At 33.2% G+C, this 20,758-nt stretch carries 9 protein-coding genes; 1 reads left to right on the forward strand and 8 read right to left on the reverse strand.

Going from position 1 to position 20,758, the window contains the following annotated elements:
• Nucleotides 1–3: 3 nt before the first annotated feature.
• From CF599_RS00830 to CF599_RS00865, 8 genes are all read right to left on the reverse strand, one after another.
• Nucleotides 4–3,120 (reverse strand): SusC/RagA family TonB-linked outer membrane protein, encoded by a 3,117-nt coding sequence (locus tag CF599_RS00830; RefSeq protein WP_121964149.1) that lies wholly within the window; start codon nucleotides 3,118–3,120, stop codon nucleotides 4–6.
• Between the two features lie 417 nt (nucleotides 3,121–3,537).
• Complete coding sequence (locus tag CF599_RS00835) at nucleotides 3,538–5,061, reverse strand: RagB/SusD family nutrient uptake outer membrane protein (protein WP_121964150.1); 1,524 nt, start codon at nucleotides 5,059–5,061, stop codon at nucleotides 3,538–3,540.
• Between the two features lie 18 nt (nucleotides 5,062–5,079).
• Entirely contained in the window at nucleotides 5,080–8,319 is a 3,240-nt protein-coding gene (locus CF599_RS00840) for a SusC/RagA family TonB-linked outer membrane protein (protein WP_121964151.1), read from the reverse strand.
• 676 nt (nucleotides 8,320–8,995) lie between these two features.
• On the reverse strand, nucleotides 8,996–10,684 hold the full coding sequence (locus tag CF599_RS00845; protein WP_121964152.1) for a SusD/RagB family nutrient-binding outer membrane lipoprotein: 1,689 nt from the start codon (nucleotides 10,682–10,684) through the stop codon (nucleotides 8,996–8,998).
• 8 nt (nucleotides 10,685–10,692) lie between these two features.
• Nucleotides 10,693–13,818, reverse strand: a complete 3,126-nt coding sequence (locus CF599_RS00850; RefSeq protein WP_121964153.1) for a SusC/RagA family TonB-linked outer membrane protein — start codon at nucleotides 13,816–13,818, stop codon at nucleotides 10,693–10,695.
• A 287-nt stretch (nucleotides 13,819–14,105) separates the two neighbouring features.
• A complete protein-coding gene (locus CF599_RS19765; protein WP_254050212.1) occupies nucleotides 14,106–14,927 on the reverse strand; it encodes a hypothetical protein in 822 nt (273 codons plus the stop codon).
• A 79-nt stretch (nucleotides 14,928–15,006) separates the two neighbouring features.
• Nucleotides 15,007–16,581 carry a RagB/SusD family nutrient uptake outer membrane protein gene (locus tag CF599_RS00860; RefSeq protein WP_121964154.1) on the reverse strand — a complete coding sequence of 525 codons (1,575 nt, stop codon included), beginning with the start codon at nucleotides 16,579–16,581 and terminating at the stop codon, nucleotides 15,007–15,009.
• Nucleotides 16,582–16,594: 13 nt separating this feature from the next.
• Nucleotides 16,595–19,741 (reverse strand): TonB-dependent receptor, encoded by a 3,147-nt coding sequence (locus CF599_RS00865; RefSeq protein WP_121964155.1) that lies wholly within the window; start codon nucleotides 19,739–19,741, stop codon nucleotides 16,595–16,597.
• Nucleotides 19,742–20,147: 406 nt separating this feature from the next.
• On the opposite strand from CF599_RS00865, the gene CF599_RS00870 reads away from it, so the two are divergent.
• Nucleotides 20,148–20,747: a ribonuclease HII gene (locus tag CF599_RS00870; protein WP_121964156.1), complete on the forward strand. Its 600-nt coding sequence runs from the start codon at nucleotides 20,148–20,150 to the stop codon at nucleotides 20,745–20,747.
• The last annotated feature ends 11 nt before the right edge of the window (nucleotides 20,748–20,758 follow it).

Genomic DNA, 20,758 nt, shown 5'->3' on the forward strand with positions numbered 1-20,758 from the left:
TAATTAGAATTTAAATTTAACATTTAACCCATAATTTCTAGTTGAAGGTAATGAACCTCCCTCTAAACCTTGGATATTACCACTTCCGTAAGATGCCATTTCAGGATCCATACCTTTCCAATCTAAGTTCCAAGTAAATAAGTTACGAGCAAAAACAGACAATTGAATTCCTTTAAAAGGTCCAGTCCACTTAGTTGGTAAGTCATATCCTAATGTAACTTCTCTTAATTTAATATAATCTGCTCCAAAAACGTTTTGTGCATCTACAGTAGACTTAAATCCTTTAGAATAATCTTGGCCAGTAACAACCTTTTCATTTTTCTTTCCATCAGCTGTAACACCTTCTAGTACTACACCTGTCTCACGAATATTTCCATCAACTGTAGCTTGTAACATACCAGAAGACATACCATACATATGAGTAGTAGAGAAATAATGTCCACCTTTTTGAATATCAAGTAAGAATCCAAATCTAAAATTCTTATAAGTAAAACTATTGCGAATTCCCATATTGAAATCAGGTAAAACTGATCCTAATGGTTTTAAATCAGTAGTCGCTTTATATAAACCATTACTATCGATTACTTTATTTCCGTTATCATCATAAACGTAATCAGTACCAAAGATTTGTCCATAACGTTGATCAACTTGAGCCATTAATCTAACACGGAAAGGCGCTTTAGCTAATTCTAAAGTTTCAGCTCCATCATATAATGATTTTAGCTTATTCTTATTCTTAGCAAAGTTCCAAGTAATATCCCATTGGAAATCTCCTTTTTTAATTGGAGTTAAGTTTAATGTAGCTTCTATACCACGGTTACTCATTTCTCCAGCATTTACCAATTTACTAGTGTAACCAGTAGCTGCATCAATCTCTAATGGAGTAATTAAGTCTTTAGTTAAAATATCATAGTATGAAACTTCAAATCCAACTCTATTATTAAACAAACTTGCCTCTAAACCAATCTCTTTTGTTTCAAGAGTTTCAGGTTTAATATTAGGATTATTAGCTTGTAGTTTTGCACTATACATAGGATCACCTTGGAAAGATTGCTCTATATTATAGTAATCTGCTAATTGATATTCATTAGTATCATTTCCAACTTGTGCCCATCCTAAACGCAACTTACCAAAGTTAAGCCAAGAAGCATTAACAATATTAGAGAAGATAAATGATCCTGTTACAGAATTATATGTTGAAGATTTAGTAACTGTAGAGAACCAGTCTGTACGAGTAGTTAAATCCAAAAATAAGAATTCCTTATAACCAATCGATGCCGATCCAAAAATACTATTTACTCTTCTGTGGAAAGATGCATTATCACTAACTGATCCTTTTGCATTTTTCAACGTAAATAAATCTGGTAAGATTAATCCTCCTTGTGTTTCTGCTACAACATGATCTCTTCTTCTTTCAGATCTATTTGCTCCAGCAAAAATATTAAAAGTAAAATCTGTTAAATTTTTATCATAGTGAATACGTCCTTCATAGTTAAACTCAGAAACATTTCTCTTAGCTAAGTAATACTTAGATTCTTTTTTAGAACCAACAGCAGTACGTTCTTCAACCGTTAAACTATAACTATCTGCATACACAGTCCCAACAGCATAAAACTCTGGTGTAAAGTTATAAGTTAACTTAGCATTACCGAATGTACGTGTTCTAACATCTGAAGAAGTATTCATATGCGCCGTCCAATATGGGTTATCCATATACTTAGGAGTCGCATCACTCCATGACGTTCTGTTCCATGTTCTTTGTTGTCCATTAGCTAGTTTATAGTCTCTAAGATCACTATAATCTAACTGTCTTTGGTTCCATTGGAAGAAACTTTTTGCAACTGAATTATCTCCATAACCTACCTCAGGTCTATTAAAACCTTTTGTATGAACATAACTAACGTTACCTTCTGCTTTTAACTTCTCTGAAAGCTTTACAGATCCATTAATACTAAAGTTATTACGTGTTAATTTAGAATTTGGTAAAATACCATCCGTCATATTATTATTAAATGACATTCTAACACTTGCATCTTGATAAGACTTACCTATCGCGAATGAGTTATTACGTGTAATACCAGTTCTAAAATATTTTTTTACATCGTTTTTAGAAGCTTCCCATGCTACTTCTTTCATATAATCATTTGCAAATTCTTTGTCAAATGCATTCCATGGAAGATACATAGTACCATCAAACTTTGGCCCCCAGCTTTCATCAGCTGCATAATCAGCTAAGTTATACTCCTTACCATTAATTAATTGCTTTTTGAAAGTTTGGCTAATACCTCCTCCATAAGAATTCTGAAGGTCTGGCATAATATTAATACTCTCAAAAGATAACCCTGTATTAAATTCTATATCAACTTTTCCATTCTTAGCAGATTTAGTTGTATAAATAATTGCACCATTACCAGCACGAGCACCATAAAGAGCAGAAGCAGGTCCACCTTTAAGTACAGTTACTGACTCAATGTCTGCTGGATTAATATCTCCTGTAGCATCACCATAATCACGTCCACCTGATCCTCTCTGAGTATTAGAGTTAGCAAAGTTACTATTGTCTAATGGCACACCATCAATAACGATAAGTGGTTGATTATTTCCAGTCACAGATTTAATACCACGCATCACGATACGAGTAGATCCTCCCATAGAAGAAGGAGAAGTAACTTGGATACCTGATACATTTCCTGATAATGCATTAACTGCATTCGCTTGACCTGCATCAGACAAGTTTTCACCCTTTACCTCTTGTGAAGAATAACCTAACTTCTTCTTGTCACGTTTAATACCAAGAGCAGTTACTACTACCTCATCTAACATCTCATCATCACCAGCCATAGTAACATTGTAAATAGCTTCACCACCTACAGTGTGTTTGATATCTTTCATTCCAACGAAAGAATAGATGATCACATCACCTTTCTTTACTTTTAATGAATACTTTCCATCTAAATCAGTCTGAGTACCATCAGTAGTACCAGAAATCGTAACGGAAACACCAGGAAGAGGTAAACCTCCCTCGCTTACAACCCCATTAAAAGTCTTTTCTTGAGCAAAACCCACTTGTACTAGAAAAGCAAGTGAGCCAACCAAGATCCATTTAAACTTTGATTTCATTTTAATTATTGATTAGTTATGCAGGCAAATCTAACAAAATATTTTACATATTTTAAGTTTTGTTTAAGTTTTTAAAAAAGCAAAACATTATACATTAAATAAAAAAATTAAACCAAAAATTATAATAATTCACAAAAAATAAACATATAATAAACTAAATTAAATACAAATAAACCAAATGAAACAAACCAATACTTAAATTTTAACAACTAAAAGCATTATAAATAACAGTTATTTTACATACAATCACAAACATATTATTTAAAGCTTTCCACTCTATTTAACACATTATCAAGTACCAAGGTCACAAAGATTTGCAAAAAAATAATAATTAAAAATTTCTTAATAAAATCATGAATTATAGAAATAAAAAAGCCTGCTTCTTACGAAGCAGGCTTAAATTTACTATTTAAATAACTAGTTATTATATACTGGATTATTCAACAATTCATCTTGTGGAACTCTCCAAGTAGTCTGTTTATCATTAAAATTATAAACTTTATCTCTTAAGAATAAATGATTAGAACCATATTGGAATGATTTCTTATTACGCTTAATAGCAGCATAAACTTTACCTTCACCCCAAAGCTCTATACGAGTTTGTTTAAGAATTTCATCAACCAATCCTGTTGAACTCAAACCATCAATGTATGAAGTATCAGCAATTCTTATAGCCATCAATTCTTTTAAAGTATTTTTAGCCTCACCTTCATTACCTACACGCGCATTAACTTCAGCATTTAACAAATACATCTCCTCTAATCTCATATACAAGTAATCAGATTCAATAATTCTTTGTCCCATAAATATTCTACCTGTTGCTGAATAGAATTTATTATACGCAACATATGCTGTAGCACCAAAATCACGTACATCTCCGTTAACGTCAGTAGTCTTCTTATTACTAAATTGACCTTTACGAACATCCTTCTCTGGAATACTATTATACAATTGTTCACTCATACCTTTCGTATCTCCAATAGCTGCATAACTATATGTAAACACATCAACTTGTCCCCACCAAGAGACCAAATCTAAGTCAGTCTGAGTAGTAATCTTACCTCCCCACATCCAGTTAGGATTGTCATTTACTTTATTAAATCCTTTTAAAAGAATCTCTTTAGTAGCTAGAGAATATCCTCCTCCTTCAATAACGTCCTTACTAAGTTTAGCGGCTTCAAGCAATGCGTCAGATGTCCCTTTAGCGGCATATACATAAGCTAAAATACCTTTAGCTACGAAATAATCAACTGAAATACGATCTTTCACTCTATCTTCACCAGCACTTTCATACAAAGAAAGTGATGATTTCAAATCTTTCTCCATAAGTGCAAACACTTCCTGTGTTTTCTTAGCAGGAGTATTTGTATAGATAGGAGCTTCATAGATAGGCAATATCTTCTCATTTGCATCATATCCAGCAGTATACATATTAACTAGATTGTAATACATATACGCACGTAAAGCTTTTGCCTCTGCCAATACTACTTTATCTTTATCTGAAGTTGGAATTCCATTACCATCTTGTCCAGCTAAATCAACAATAATTAAATTTGTAGCACGGACCATAAAGTAATAAAATCTCCATGGTTTATGATTAGTTGTTGAAGAAGGATTTTGTAAATCAGTTAGATTTGCAATATCACGATACCAACCATAACCATAAGCATTCAGGTTCATATCTCCTGATACCATATCTGTATAAATATCATATCCTTTCTGCCCAAAATCATCATGACCTGTAGTTCCTCCAGAATAAGCAGTCATATTATAGGCATAAATACCATACAAAGAAGCATCCTTTAAGTGAGGAGAAGTTTGAGAGATTTTATCTATATCACTCTTTGACATAGTTCTAGTAGAACTAACTTCTAAATAATCCTTAGAACACGATCCTAAAAACAATCCTGCCCCAAGAGCTAACATTATAACTTTTTTCATTTCTTATTTTCTTTAGGATTAAAATTTAACCTTAACACCACCTGTGATGGTTGTTAAAGGAGGGTATCTATAAGTATTAGATGTTCCAAATTCATGTGTAGATGGATTAAATCCATCACGTTTCGTAAACAAGAACAAATTATCTCCAGATATAAAGAAACTTAAATCAGCTAGACCAAGTTGTTTTACATAAGTTTTTGGCAATGTATATCCTACTCTGATATTATTAACACTTAAGTAATCCGCCTTAGTTAAAAAACGTGTAGAAGTAGCTGTTACGTTAGGATCTCCTCCATTAGACAATCTTGGGATATCAGTAACATCTCCAGGGTTCTGCCAACGTCCAGCAATATCTTTATGCCAATTATTACCACCAGCTTTTCCACTTCCCATTAAGCTAGCATAACTACCATCATAAGCATAACCTCCAATACTGTAAAGCATCTGAACACTTAAGTCCCATCCTTTATAGCCTGCACTTAAATTAATACCTCCTCTTAGTTTTGGTATAGCAGATTTTCCAACAAAAGATTCTGTTGCCTCTCCATAGTTACTAGTTTTTTCCTTAGTTAACTTTCCTTCATATTCAGGATTCTTAGCAAGGAAATCACTCATAGATGTAACTGTATTTCTTTGACCGTCTTTTTCATAAGTATATACATACCATTGAGATAAACCTGTATTAGAATCAACACCTGCATATTCACGCATATAAAAATCTCCTAATGAATGGTCAGCTGCACGTCCCATTACACCAACAACATCAACAGTTTTCTGTTTACCCGTCATTGGGTCAATTGGCATTTTCGTTAAATTAGTAGAAAAATGTTCACCATTAATCGACAAATCTATATAAGCATCTTTTGTTTTTAATAAATGCCCTGTCACATTGAACTCTAATCCTCTATTTACTAAACCTCCACCATTTACAGTCATAGATTCATATCCAGCAGATGGTCCAACTTTACGATCGAAAACTAAATTATCAGTTTTCTTATCATAATAATCCACATTAACATCTAAATATTTTCCTAAGCTAAATTCTACTCCAGCTTGAAACATTTTTGACTTCTCCCAAGTTAACTCTGGATTACCTATTCTATCTTCATAAATAGCTAATTTCCCATTGTAATTAGTGACTTTCCATAAATTATCTCCTGGATGGTATGCTTCCTGATTAACTCCATCAATAACAACATAAGGTGTTTGATCCCCAGTTAAACCGTAACTAGTTTTAACTTTTAAATGAGAAAATAGTTCTTGATTCTGCATAAAATTCTCACGTGAAACAACCCACGATAATCCTACAGAACCAAAAGTTCCCCATTTTTCATTTTTAAATTTCGAAGAACCATCTCTTCTTATAATTGCATCTACAAAGTACTTACCAGCATAGTCATAACCTGCCTTAGCAAAGTAACTTTCCATCGTATACTTATCTGTCCAACCATAAGCTGGTGTACTATTAGCTGCGTTATTCAATTCAGTACCACTTGTTGAAGCTAAACCATTTTTATTAATTTGGTTAATTCTATTTTCAAAAGTACTATTCTCATGAGCTGCTAATAACTCAATACCGTGTGCTCCAAAAGATTTTTTATAACGGAACATTTTTGTCCAGTTATAAGTAAATAATTCTCTTTTATCTTTGTAAATAGAACCTCCCATAGAAGCCGCAGATCCGTAGAATATACTATTAACAACATCTCTAGTACTACTATAAAACTGCCCACCTATATTTGTTTCAAAGGTCAACCCATCATATAAATCAACTACAAATGAAGCGTTGGCATTCATTTCATCACGAATTCTCTTATCCTTTCCATAAGTAGCGTCTCCTAAAGCATTAGTAAAAGCACCAAAACCACGGTTATATACCTCACCATAATCAAATTCATATCCACCGCCACCTAATACATCAGGAATTTTATTTCCGTCTTCATCTCTTTGAAATAAAGGATAAATTGACGGAATATTATCAGTGAACCAGAATACACTTCCTGAATCTGAACTTTGTCCACTTTGATTACTTTCTGAATGTGCATATCCAATGTTTATCTTAGCATCTAACCATTCTTTTGGTTTATGTTGAAGATTCACACGAGCACTAATTCTTTCATAATCAGAATTTAAAGAATATCCTTCATCCTTTAAATATCCAAGAGAAGTAAAATAAGAACTCTTCTCTGAAGAACCTCCCATTGTTACATTCCCTTCTGTACGATGAGATGCCTTAAAAGCATAATCTTCCCAATTCTCTGGATCGTACTTTCTTGTAACTCCACTACGCACCTTACCTGTAGTAGGGTCAATTAGCTCAGCTCCATTACTTACATTCCACATATTATATCCAGGATGAATCCCATAACGTGCACCAAATAAGTTTGAGTCAGCAAATTTTTGAGCCTTAGCTGCGTCATACTTTAAACTGTATTGACCAAAATTCTTTAAAGACTCATGAGTATAGCCAATATATTCTTCAGGTGAAGTAATCACATCATATTTAGGTAATGCTCTCCAGTTAACTCCTGTCTTAATATCTACCTCAATATATGAGTCTTTACCTTTACCAGTCTTAGTATTAATTATAATTACACCATTAGCTCCACGAGAACCATAAATAGCAGTTGCTGTAGCATCCTTCAATACAGTCATTGATCCAATATCAGAAGGATTAATTGCACTAACATTCCCCATAAACGGTACTCCATCCACAATATATAGAGGACTTCTATTACCATTTACAGAACCAAATCCACGAATACGTACTGTTGGTTCAGAACCAGGCTGACCACTAGTAGTAATTACACGTACACCGGCTGCTTCTCCAGCTAATGCAGACACCGCATTAGATACATTCTTCTTCTCAATTTCTTTACTACTTATTTGTGAAGCAGAACCAGTAAATGATTCCTTTGTTGCTGTACCATATCCAACAACGATAACTTCATCCAAGATATTATCATCTGCTGATAAATTTGCATTGTAAATAGTAGCAGCTCCTACTTTATAAGTAACGTCTTTCATTCCAATAAAACTGAAAACAAGAACATCTCCTTGTTTCACTTTTAATGAATACTTACCATCTAAATCCGTTTGAGCTCCCTCTTGTGTACCTTTTATAGTCACAGAAACTCCTGGTAATGGTAAACCATCCTCACTTACAACCCCTGTAAGTGTCTTGTTTTGTGCGTAACCTGAATGTACTGAAAGTACTAGCAGACCAGCATAAAACCAATTAAGTCTTGATTTCTTCATTAATAACACATTGATTAGTTAGTTTCACAAATCTAACAAAATATTTCACATATTTTGTTTTTTGTTAGTTTTTTTTACTCACTAAAATTACAAATTACACAAATCTATGGCTGTAAATATAAATTATTATCAACAAAACAAACAAAACAAAACGAATTAATCACCCACATAAATAAAAACAAAACTTAAAATTACATTTTTATAAAAAAACACTAAAACTAATCAAATATAAATTAACATTAATTTTAGTATAAGTATTTTACTAACCTCTCGTAATTCTATAAAATTCAATATAAAAACCTTATTTATAAATTACAAGAACAAAAAAAGCATCAACCCCACCTAATCCTTAAGTAAAAAAACCATACAACCTCAATAGTTACTCATAAACCCAAAATACTCCTTTATAGATCAAGTAATCAGATCCACAATACTACTAGATAATTCATAATAATATTCTAAATAAAAAGAGGATAGCATTTAAGCTACCCTATTCTTAATAATGTTATAAAAAACGATCTCGTTCCTTTAGCCCACCAAACATTCTCTGTATATACATAAGTTCCATCTCCAAAAATAGCACCTATATTAGAATTATTAGATTCTTGCTCAAGCGCTTTTCCCTAATAAAAAGGCCATCCTAAGATGGCCTTCTATTTTACACTTATATTGCTAACTATTTTTTTGCCCAAATTAGTTTTGTATCCATTTTGTCTCCTCCCATACGAGTTGCTGCAGCTTCTTTATTAGCCTTATTAACAAGATCCATATCTGAAGGATAAGTAATACGTTCAGGCAAATCTTTTAAGTAATCAACTGCCTCATGTGGTTTAAAAGTATACTTCGTCTCTCCATTTGGCCCTTTAGCAACTAAATCATGGCTTTCACCTGGTAGTAGAAAAGTCTTAGGAAACTTAGTTCTACGATACTCAGCCCAAGCTTCATAAGGTTGCATATACAAGGCAATGTATTTCTGGGTTAAAACATTTTCTTCAGAACCAGCAGGCACTTTAGCAATGTATTTATTAATCTCATTAGAATTTACTCCCCATCGTTGCATAGATGCTTCAATCCCTTTCTTGTAATGTGTATCATCCCAACCTTTAAATTCTGAAAGAAGAAATTCTACTTCCGCATACTCCATTAAAATCTCTATATAATCTGCTTTATAGATGTTCCCAGAAAATTGTGAAACATATCCCTTCTGAGATCCAGTGAATTTACTAGGTATACCTATGGGCAAACCAATATAAAACTCTGCTGTTCTATCTACAGAGTTGTTAGATTGAATACTTGGTATATCTGTTTTATATGTAAAACTAACTGTTACTTCTTTCTTAACTATAGTACCATCTGCCTGTTTAACATCTAGCAACTGACTTTTAGGAGCAACCATTCTAAATAGACGAGGGTCAACAATTCCCTTAAAAGGATTTCTTTTCCCTACCATTTTCTCCTCTCCTTTTAACAATTCTACAAAAGTATTAGTTGGTGAAAAATCATTCCTATTATCAATAAATGCTGCTTTATAAAAAGGTGCTGGATTAACTTGATCATTTTGAAATTCTAATCCAACGGTATCATCGTTTGATAACATAACACCGCTCTTAATGGCATCATTCATATGTTCTTTTGCAACAGTACTTAAAGAATTTACCCCTTTAACGCGATTAGCAATCTTTAGGCGTAAAGAATTTGCAAAACGTTTCATTTTTACTGAACTTCTAAATATAAAATCACCTTGAACAAATATTTTACTATCTAACTCAATGCTTTCAGAAGCTACCTTTAATTCGTTTAACATATCCAAATATATCTTCTCTTGTGTTGCCAATTTAGGAGTGTTCTTCTCATTCGCAAGCCCCAAAGTCATTGCTTCAAAATCAGAATCTTTACTACCAAAAGAATAGTATGGTACATCACCATAAATTTCTAGAACCTGGAGCTGAGAGTAAACCAACATTATACGGGCAGCTGCTAACATATTACTAGGATTACCATAAGTAGCTACCTTTATTGCGTTCTCAGGATTAGATACTATGTCTGTAATCTCCTTATATGCTTTAGTAGATAAAAATACATCTCTATACAGGCTATTATTTACACTTGGACGGAATAGATACAAATCTTCATCTGTGTAGTTTCTTTGAGCAGAATATTGAACCCATGGTAATGCCATACGTCCTGAAGGAAATCCTCCACGAGTATTGGTCATTAATGCTTTATTGGCTCCATTAAACAATCCTCCTGTAGGAACCACTTTTGTTTTATTAGGATTCTCATTTATACTTTCTAAGTCTTTATCACAACTTACGAATGCTAAAATACATGCTAGAAAGGACACTTTATATACAAACTTTTTCATAATAATCACTAGAATTTAAATTTAACATTCATTCCGTAAGTTCTAGTAGAAGGCAATGATGCTCCTTCTATTGCTTGAACATTACCACTCCCATAAGATGCCATTTCTGGATCCATACCTTTCCAAGCAAGATTCCAAGTAAACAAATTACGTCCATACATAGAAATAGTAATTCCTTTAAAAGGTCCTAACCATTTAGTTGGCAAATCATATCCAAGTGAAACTTCTCGAAGCTTTACATAATCCGCATCAAAAATATTTTGTGCATCTACACCCCCATAATGACTCTGTGCCCAATCTTGACCATTTGCAACAATATCATTTTTAGTACCATCTTGTTTAACACCCTTCAAGACAATACCTTTTTCACGAACGTCATTTTCCGCAGATTCCTTTAACATACCAGAATACATACCAAACATATGTGAAGTAGAAAAGTATTTACCTCCTTTTTGGATATCTAATAATACTCCCAGATTAAAGTTCTTGTATTTAAAACTATTTCTAATTCCCATATTATAATCAGGAAGATATGTCCCTAAAGCTTGCATAGATTCAGTCTTTACATATAATCCATTATCGCCTACTACTTTGTTTCCATTGTTGTCATAAACATAATCATAACCGTAAAATTGCCCATACGCTTCTCCTATTTTTCCTTGCAAAGTAACTTGAAATGGAGCACGAGCAATCTCAACAGATTCAACTCCTTTATCTAAACGTACCAACTCATTTTTATTCTTAGAAAAATTCCATGAGACATCCCAAGAGAAATCTTTTGTTCTAATTGGTGACAGGTTCAATGTTGCTTCAACCCCCTTATTTTTCATATCCCCTGCATTTTTCCATCGATAAGGGAAGCCTGTTGCTGCATCATTCTGCACACGTGTAATTAAGTCCTTCGTTGTAATCTCATAATAAGAAACTTCAAAACCTATTCTATTATTCAAAAATGCAGCTTCCAACCCCACTTCTTTAGTGGTCATTAATTCAGGTTTTAAATCAGGACTATTAGCTGTAGTACTTAATGAGTAAGTTGGATCACCTTTAAAGGGACCATCTAAACTATAATAATTAGCAGTTCTATAAGGTTCAGTATCATTCCCTACTTGAGCCCATCCTAAACGAATTTTACCAAAAGACAACCAATCTGCATCCTGCATTAACTGAGAAAATAAGAACGTACCTGTTACTGAAGGATAAGTAACGGACTTCTTAACTGTAGAAAACCAATCTGTACGAACAGTCCCTTCTAAGAACAGGAACTCCTTATAATTAATACTAACAGAGCCAAAAACACTATTAGTACGTGAATGAAATTTTTCTCCCTCACTTTTAGGAGTCATCTTACTATTGCTAAGGTTGTATAAATTAGCAATATCAAGCCCCCCTACGGTAGTACCATATAAATAATCTCTTCGTTTCTCACTTCTATTGATTCCTAAAAAGGCATTAATACCAAAATCGCCAAAATGATCATCATAATGCAAACGTCCTTCATAGTTATACTCCGAAACATTGCGTTTCATAAAATTATACTTAGACATTTTCTGAGAACCAACAGCCACCCTCTCTTCCACTGTGAAACTATAGCTATCACCATAAACAGTTCCTACAGCATACAGTTTATCAGAGAAGCTATAGGTAAGTTTAATATTTCCATAAGTTCTATTTCTTTTATCCTCTGATATATTCTCGTTTATTGTCCAATATGGATTATCCGAATAGGCAGGTGTAGAGTTATCCCAATCTTTTCTATTCCAACTACGTTGGGCTCCATTAGCTAACTTGTAATCTTTTAACTTATTAAAATCTAATTGACGTTGACCCCATTGAAAAAACTTCTGAGCTACTGAATTATCACCATAGCCTACTTCTGGTCGATTAAATCCTTTGGTATATACATAATTAAAATTAGTTTCTGCTTTTAACTTTTCTGTTAGTTTAGTAGAAGCACTTATAGCAATATTATTACGTTGTAGTTTTGAATTAGGAACAATCCCTTCTGTAACATTATTACTAAAAGACATTCTAACATTGCTATCTTTATATGACTTACCAATTGCCACTGATTGATTATGTGAAATCCCTGTATTAAAGAAAGTCTTAACATCATTTTTAGATTTCTCCCAGGCTACTTCTTTCATATAATCATTTGCAAATTCAGGATCAAAAGCATACCATGGTAGGTACTTTTGCCCGTCGAATTTAGCCCCCCAACTTTCATCTACACTGTATTCAGCGATGTTATATTTTCTGCCATTAATAGTAGTTGTAGGCAATGTAGAAGCTGAACCACCTCCATACTGAGTTTGTAGTTTTGGCATTATATTAATCCTTTCGAAAGATATTCCTGTATTTACTTCGATATCAGTACGTCCATTTTTAGCAGACTTAGTGGTATAAATAATAACACCATTACCACCTCTATTTCCATAAAGAGCTGAAGCAGGACCTCCTTTAAGAACAGTTACTGATTCAATGTCATCTGGATTTATATCCGCAGAAGTATCTCCATAGTCACGCCCACCAGACCCTCTTTGCATATTTGCATCTGCAAAATTACTATTATCTAGAGGCACTCCATCAATTACAATAAGAGGCTGATTATTTCCTGTTACAGATTTAACTCCACGCAATACAATACGTGCAGAGCCCCCCATAGAAGAAGGAGCAGTTACTTGAAGTCCTGCTACATTTCCAGAAAGAGCATTAACTGCATTTGTTTGTCCTGAACCAGATAGATTATCTCCTTTTACTTCTTGAGAAGAATAACCTAATTTCTTCTTGTCCCGTTTAATACCTAAAGCGGTTACAACAACTTCATCTAGCATTTCATCGTCTCCTGACATCGTAACATTGTACATAGCTTCCACACCTACAACGTGCTTGATATCTTTCATTCCCACGAAAGAATAAATAAGAGTATCACCCTTCTTTACATTTAAAGAGTATTTCCCCTCAAGATCAGTCTGAGTACCTTCATTAGTACCTTGTATTGTCACAGACACACCAGGCAAGGGAAGCCCTCCTTCACTTACTTTACCTGCAAGTGTTTTGTTTTGCGCATAGCCTGAATGTACTGAAAGCACAAGCAAACCTGCATAAAACCAATTTAGTTTAGATTTCTTCATAAAACTTTGATTAGTTAGTTCTCCAAAACTAGCTAAATCGTTAACTAATAATTAACACTAATCAAAGAACATTAAGCTATTAACAAAACAATTCAAACATTTAAATGATATTATCTTAATCCTGACAAACAACTATTTAAATACTTTATTACTATTTCGCCTTAGTCCATAAAAAACTCTCATATTGATATGAGAGCTTTCCTATTTTACAGACTAAACATATAGTCAATTCTTAATACAAACATAGAAGTATAAAAAAAGCCCTAGATCATCTCTAAGGCTTACTTTTATTTACTTTCAGGTCTACTAATAATTCTATTTACAAACTTAAACAATAGTACACTTTCCTTTCCCTTCACTAACATCTCAGTAGGATAATTAAACTCATCCCACTTATATTTAAAACTATACACTTCACGTGTTTTCTCATTAATCGCTTTAGTCATCGCATTCTTAGTTCCTTGTACGAAACGAATCAAATCACCTCCAGGTATATAATCAAAAGTCAAATTAAATTCACTGTGAACAAAAGGATTATTGCCATTACTATATTCGTAAGTGAACAATTTACCACTCTCATCAGACACTGACGTAAGATTACCTCTATTATCATAACTATATGTATATGATTTATTGTCTTTTGTTGCTTTAATTATATTACCACTCGAATACTCAAATGTCGTAGAATTAGATTTGGTTTCATTTTCTAATTTTTCTAATACATCACCCTTATATTTAGCGTTTAACCTATATACATCCTCATCTATACCCATATTTTCATTTTCTACGATAGATATAGAATTAAGCCCCTCGTCTTTTTTATACTCGAACATATACATTAATGGTGCTTTCTCTGGTAAAGATACAGATCCATTAATATCACTATAAACCTTAATAGTTTTCGCTTTTAGTATACTATTATAATCGATATTATATCTTACCTCTAATAAATCGCTTTTTACAGTATCTTTAGATACAGTCATGCTAGACACTTTTACATAATCCCCTTTATTAGGATCTGGTTTATATGGATCTTTTTCGCTACTGCTACACGAAACAATAGTAGCCCCGATAAAAGCAAAAACTGACAATATTCTTAATCCTCTCATAACTAAATTTTTAAAGTTGCAAATTTACAAAATAAACCGAAAAAAAAGAGGTTGTTAAAAAACAACCTCTTCATTATAATTATTCTACTGGGTTTTGTTCAAGTCTTCCTCTATAAACATTTATCTCATTCAGTGGGAACTGTAAGATAAAGCTATTTGATCTAACTGGTAAATCAAATAATCCAGGATTATATCTATGATTAGAAAGTGTTCCTTCATTAACAATTTCATTTTTATCATTTAGAATTGCTTTACCATATTTACGTTGTAAACCTAAATCCCAACGTTTCATATCTAGTAATGCAAAACCTTCTCCCCAGAACTCAATACGTTTTTGGAAACGGATTTCATCCATAAGAGTTTCACGAGACATACCAAATTCTTTACCAGACTTATCTCTACCTTCGAAACTATACTTAGCATCACGACTAGTCATATACTTCTCTAATAAACCTTGTGCTTGTGCAGGGTTATTAACTGCCATTGCTTCCATATAGTTGAAATACATTTCTGTTTTTCTCATATATAAATAATCACCTTGGAAGTTAGAGTCATCTCTAAATTTCATATTCACATACTTAGGTATAGCTATAGGATCTTTAACAGTCCAATATTTACTAGTATATTTTTTCACTCCATCAGCAAACCACTCATTTTTACGTTTATCAGTACTATTCATACCGTCGTAAAGACGTCTGTCGATTCCTTTTGTCGTTGCACCTCTTCTACCATAACCTTGGTTGAATGTATCCATATGAGAGAAGTAAGAAGCAAAGAAACCTGTATTACTACCATCAATAGGGTAACCCCACATCCAATCTTGGTTATTTAATTGGCTAAATGTACCTGAATTAACAACTGAGAAATCATTAAAGTCTGCTTTGTTATCCATAGCGATTAATGCATAACGCTGTGCTTCTGACCAATTCTTAATATATAAGTTATAACGAGATAAGATACCCGCTACTACATTCTTATCTATAACTGATTTGTCTGAACGTACAAAAGCTGTTTTCTCTAAAATATCAAAAGCTTGAGTTAACTCTTTTTTGATATTTTCATTCATCTTCTCTACTGAAATTCTAGATTCAGATCTGTGTTCTACACCACTTTCATCAACATAGCTAAATGGAACACTTTTCCCATCGTGGCTATATAATTGAGTAAGGTATAAATATGCATAACCTCTAAATGCTAATAAACGAGCATAGATAGGTGTATTCGCATAGTTCTTATCCGATTTCATTAATAACTGAATCGCGTTATCTGTTAAAGCAATAGATTTAGCGAAATAGTTATAAATTGTAGCAGTATTTCCTGTTTCTACACGGTCTTGGTAAGTATATGCATACGCAAACCAGTCATTTCTAAGAATTACCATGTCGTTACTCATAGCATCCATATAAATATCAACTGCCTTTTGCCCAAAATCCTCATGAGATCCAACTTCTGCAAAACCAGATATTGCTCTAGAACGCTCTTTACCGCGTTCAGCTGCATTAATTGCAATTGTTGCTTTCTCAGGGTTAGCTAACATTGCTTCGATTTGCTCACTAGAGAAATTTGTTCCTTGCTGAGTTTCTGTATAATCTTCAGCACAAGATGTCATCAGAACTGCTCCTAATAACAATGAGCTATATATAATTTTTTTCATGTTTAGACTCTAATTAAAAGTTTAAATTAACTCCGAATGCAAACGTTCTGTATAATGGGTAACCTGTACCTGATAATCCAGTTAAGTTAACACGTGGATCATATCCTTGACGTTTTGACCATAATGCTACGTTATCTACCATTCCGTAGATGCGTAAACGATCAATACCTAATTTAGAAGTTACATCTTTAGTAAATGTATATCCTAATGTAACATTTTGTAAACTTAAGTAGTCAGATTTTATTAAAGCTAAAGTTGAACCACTATAAGCATTTCTAGGGTCAGTAACATCTACACGTGGCATAGAACCTTGTTTAGTCACTGGATCCCAAGTTTTTCCAAAATCATTATGTAAATTCTGTCCTGGTCTTAATGCAAAGAAAGCAGTGTATTTAGTATCATAACCATATCCACCTAATTGGTAAGCGAAGTTAGCTCCTAAATCGAATCCTTTATATTCAGCATTTAATCCAAATCCACCATATACAGAAGGTAACGCAGATTTATCTAAATCTTGGTAAGTTGCCTTATTCCAATCTTCAGTAATAGAACGCTCTCCTGTTTTCTCGTCTATTCTAACGAACTGAGCATTACCATTCTCTTGGTTAACACCTACATATTCTTTTAAGTAATAGTTATAGATAGAACCACCTTCTCTACGAATAAACTGTCCATCTACAATATTCTCTTGACCATCAGGTAACTTAGTAATTTTGTTTTTATAGTGTGTAGCGTTGATATTAAAGTTTAATTTAAAATCTTCAGTACGAACTAAAGCTGCATTAATTCCTACCTCAACACCTGTATTTTTCATATTACCTGCATTGAATGGTTGAGTTAACACTCCTGTTGTAGCAGATTGAGGAACGAAGAATAACATATCGTCTACTTTTCTTTCAAAATACTCTGCATCAACAGAAATACGTCCATTTAAGAAAGAACCTTCAAAACCAATATTAAAGTTTTTGTTTTTCTCCCAAGTAATATTCTTATTTCCCTTGTTCACTAACTCAATAGAGATTGGAGCATCTGGATCATAAGTAGGGAATACTGCCCACTGATCTTGGTAAGGGTTAACTCTCATTAAGTTATCATTCCCTTGCTCACCGTAACTTGCTTTAAGTTTTAAGTTATCAATCCATTTGATATCTTTCATAAAGTCTTCAGAAGAGATTGCGTAAGCAGCACCTACACCGAAGAAAGTTCCCCATTTATTATCTGGGTGGAAATAAGAAGAAGCATCACGTCTAATACTTGCGTTAACGAAATATTTATTATTATATCCGTAGTTAAGTTTAGCAAAATATCCTTCTAATACATATTTATCTTGTCCACCTTCTGCAGTTTTAAGTACAGCTCCATGGTTGATAAATGGGCTATCAGGAAGTAACATATTAGTACGTTGTACATATAAGTTATCTTTAGTACGATGCATAGTCTCATGTCCTAATAAGATATCTACTGAATGTTGACCGAACCATTTGTTATAGTTTAATAACTGTTGATTAGTCACAGCAAACATTTTACTATCTCTTTGATTAGCACGCCCATTAACTCCTACACCTGAACCATAAGTAGGGTTCATAGTATAACGTAAAACATCATTTTGGAAGTCAGCAGAGATTACATACTTAAATGTTAATCCAGCAGCTAATTTAACATCTAAAAATGCAGATCCAAATAATTGATCAGATACCGTTTTTCTGTAATCATTTAATCCTTGAGCATATGGATTAGAGTTTGCACCATAAGGTCTAACATTAGGAGCAAATTTACCAGAACCATCATCATAAATAGCACCTCCATTAGCATCTCTCATAATACTACCATTAGCATCGTAAGCATGTACTGGGTAAATAGGAGCGATTCTAGAAGACCAGAAGAATGGGTTAGAATAAGAAGTATTATTACCTCTAATATAATCTCCTCCTAGTGGGTTTTTATTTTCAATATGAGCATAATTCACACTAGCACCAAGTTTAAATGTCTCGTTAATACGAGTATTTACATTTAATCTTCCTGTAGTTTTCTCATAGTTATTTGTAGCTACGATACCTTCATTCTTATCATGTCCTAAAGACAATAAGAAAGTAGTATTATCTGTACCACCAGAAACACTGATACTGTTTTGAGTGAATAACCCATCTCTAAACATGTAGTCATCATATAACTCATGATACATTAACTCCGCATTAGGGTTAATACGTCCAGTAGTAGGATCTATTAATTGCGCATTTGGCACATTATAAATATTATATCCTAAACTCTTAATTAAGTTATTTGACGCATAACTAGATGCTGCTTCTAATCCCATTGCATCCGCTGGATTTTTTGGGAACATAGAAGAGTTACGTAATGCACCATAGTAAGATTCGTAGTATTTAGAAGGGCTACTCATCTTATCATAATCTTGGAAATTAGCACTCGCTATACCTACTTTAGTATCAACAGATACTCTAGTTTTTCCAGCTTGCCCTTTTTTAGAAGTAACGATGATAACACCATTTGCTCCTCTATTCCCATATAAAGCTGCTGCAGAAGCATCTTTTAAGAAAGAGATAGACTCAATATCAGCATTATTAATTGACGCTAATGTACCATTAAAAGGAACACCATCTACTACGATTAACGGCTCAGAACTAGCAGAAATTGATCCTACACCTCTAAAACGAATAGTAGCTCCATCACCAGGCGCACCACTGTTATTAGAAATCTGAACCCCAGCTACTTTTCCTACTAACCCTTGAGTTACATCAGCAGCTGCTACATCTCTTACTTGTTTGCTATCAACTACCGCGATAGAACCAGCAATAGAAGTTTTACTTTGTGTACCATAAGCTGTTACTACTACCTCTTCTAGCATAGAATCTTCTGCTTCTAATGCTACGTTATAGTTACCTGCTGTAGATACTTTATATTCTTTATCGTTCATACCGATGAAAGAGTATACTAATACGTCTCCTGGTTTAACTTTTAAAGAATACTTTCCATCTAGATCTGTTTGAGTTCCCTCTTGAGTTCCTTTAATTACCACAGATACCCCTGGTAATGGAAGTCCTCCTTCAGATACTACACCAGATAGAGTCTTATCTTGTGCAAAAGAAGTTTGCACAGCTAGCCCTGCTACCAGAGCCAAAGTCCATCTTAACTTAGAAATCATTATTAAATTGAATTAGTTAGTTCACAAATCTAAAAAAGTAATTAGATAACCTAACCTACTGCACCATTATTAACTATACTAACAAAACATATTCTTAACATTATAAATTATAATTACAAAATATAATCAAAAATTAAATTATATGTAATTTACAAAATCAAATACAAAACATAAACTACAAGACAAATCATTGAATATACTAACAAAAACAAAAACACAAACTATTTTTTAACAACACAACACCTATACAAACTAGATTCCACAAGAGTTTGCAAAAATCACTGCCAAAAAAAAGCATTGTTTTTAACAAAACATTGAACCTTATCACATCAATATTATGATAACATTACCTTACTTATAAACAATATAAATACTTACTTTTGTATAATAACAAAGTTTACTTTATATGTTACTACCTAACTATTCTACACATATTCTTGAAGCCGGAACAGATGAAGCTGGCAGAGGCTGTATTGCAGGCCCTGTAACAGCTGCTGCAGTAATCCTTCCTCAAGGTTTTCTAAATGAAGAAATAAACGACTCTAAACAAATAACAGCCAAAACTAGATATAAACTTAGAGAATTAATAGAAGAGAATGCTTTAACCTATAAAGTAACACACTTGCATGAGGATGTTATCGAAGAACTAAATATCCTACACGCTTCGATTAAAGCAATGACGTTATCTGTACTAGAGCTTGATCCTAAACCAGAATTCCTAATTATCGATGGTAACCGCTTCACTCCTATCCCTGACTTACTTCATCAGTGTATTGTCAAAGGAGATACCAAATATCTTAGCTTAGCCGCTGCTTCTATCTTAGCCAAAACGTACAGAGATGACTATATGGATAAGATACACGAAGAATTCCCCATGTATAACTGGAAAAAAAACAAAGGATATCCAACAAAGGAACATAGAGAAGCTATTGTTAAACACGGTCCATGTAAATATCATAGAATGTCGTTTAAACTATTGCCAGATCAGCTAAAGCTAGAACTGTAATTAGAATTCAC

It is taken from the genome of Myroides sp. N17-2 (genome assembly GCF_002286775.1).
In the GTDB taxonomy this organism is placed as follows: domain Bacteria; phylum Bacteroidota; class Bacteroidia; order Flavobacteriales; family Flavobacteriaceae; genus Flavobacterium.

Excerpts from the sequence above, each read along its gene's own strand:
- CF599_RS00835 (WP_121964150.1), bottom strand. The coding sequence starts at position 5,061 with ATGAAAAAAGTTATAATGTTAGCTCTTGGGGCAGGATTGTTTTTAGGA.
- CF599_RS00830 (WP_121964149.1), bottom strand. The coding sequence starts at position 3,120 with ATGAAATCAAAGTTTAAATGGATCTTGGTTGGCTCACTTGCTTTTCTA.
- CF599_RS00850 (WP_121964153.1), bottom strand. The coding sequence starts at position 13,818 with ATGAAGAAATCTAAACTAAATTGGTTTTATGCAGGTTTGCTTGTGCTT.
- CF599_RS00860 (WP_121964154.1), bottom strand. The coding sequence starts at position 16,581 with ATGAAAAAAATTATATATAGCTCATTGTTATTAGGAGCAGTTCTGATG.
- CF599_RS00865 (WP_121964155.1), bottom strand. The coding sequence starts at position 19,741 with ATGATTTCTAAGTTAAGATGGACTTTGGCTCTGGTAGCAGGGCTAGCT.
- CF599_RS00870 (WP_121964156.1), top strand. The coding sequence starts at position 20,148 with ATGTTACTACCTAACTATTCTACACATATTCTTGAAGCCGGAACAGAT.
- CF599_RS19765 (WP_254050212.1), bottom strand. The coding sequence starts at position 14,927 with ATGAGAGGATTAAGAATATTGTCAGTTTTTGCTTTTATCGGGGCTACT.
- CF599_RS00845 (WP_121964152.1), bottom strand. The coding sequence starts at position 10,684 with ATGAAAAAGTTTGTATATAAAGTGTCCTTTCTAGCATGTATTTTAGCA.
- CF599_RS00840 (WP_121964151.1), bottom strand. The coding sequence starts at position 8,319 with ATGAAGAAATCAAGACTTAATTGGTTTTATGCTGGTCTGCTAGTACTT.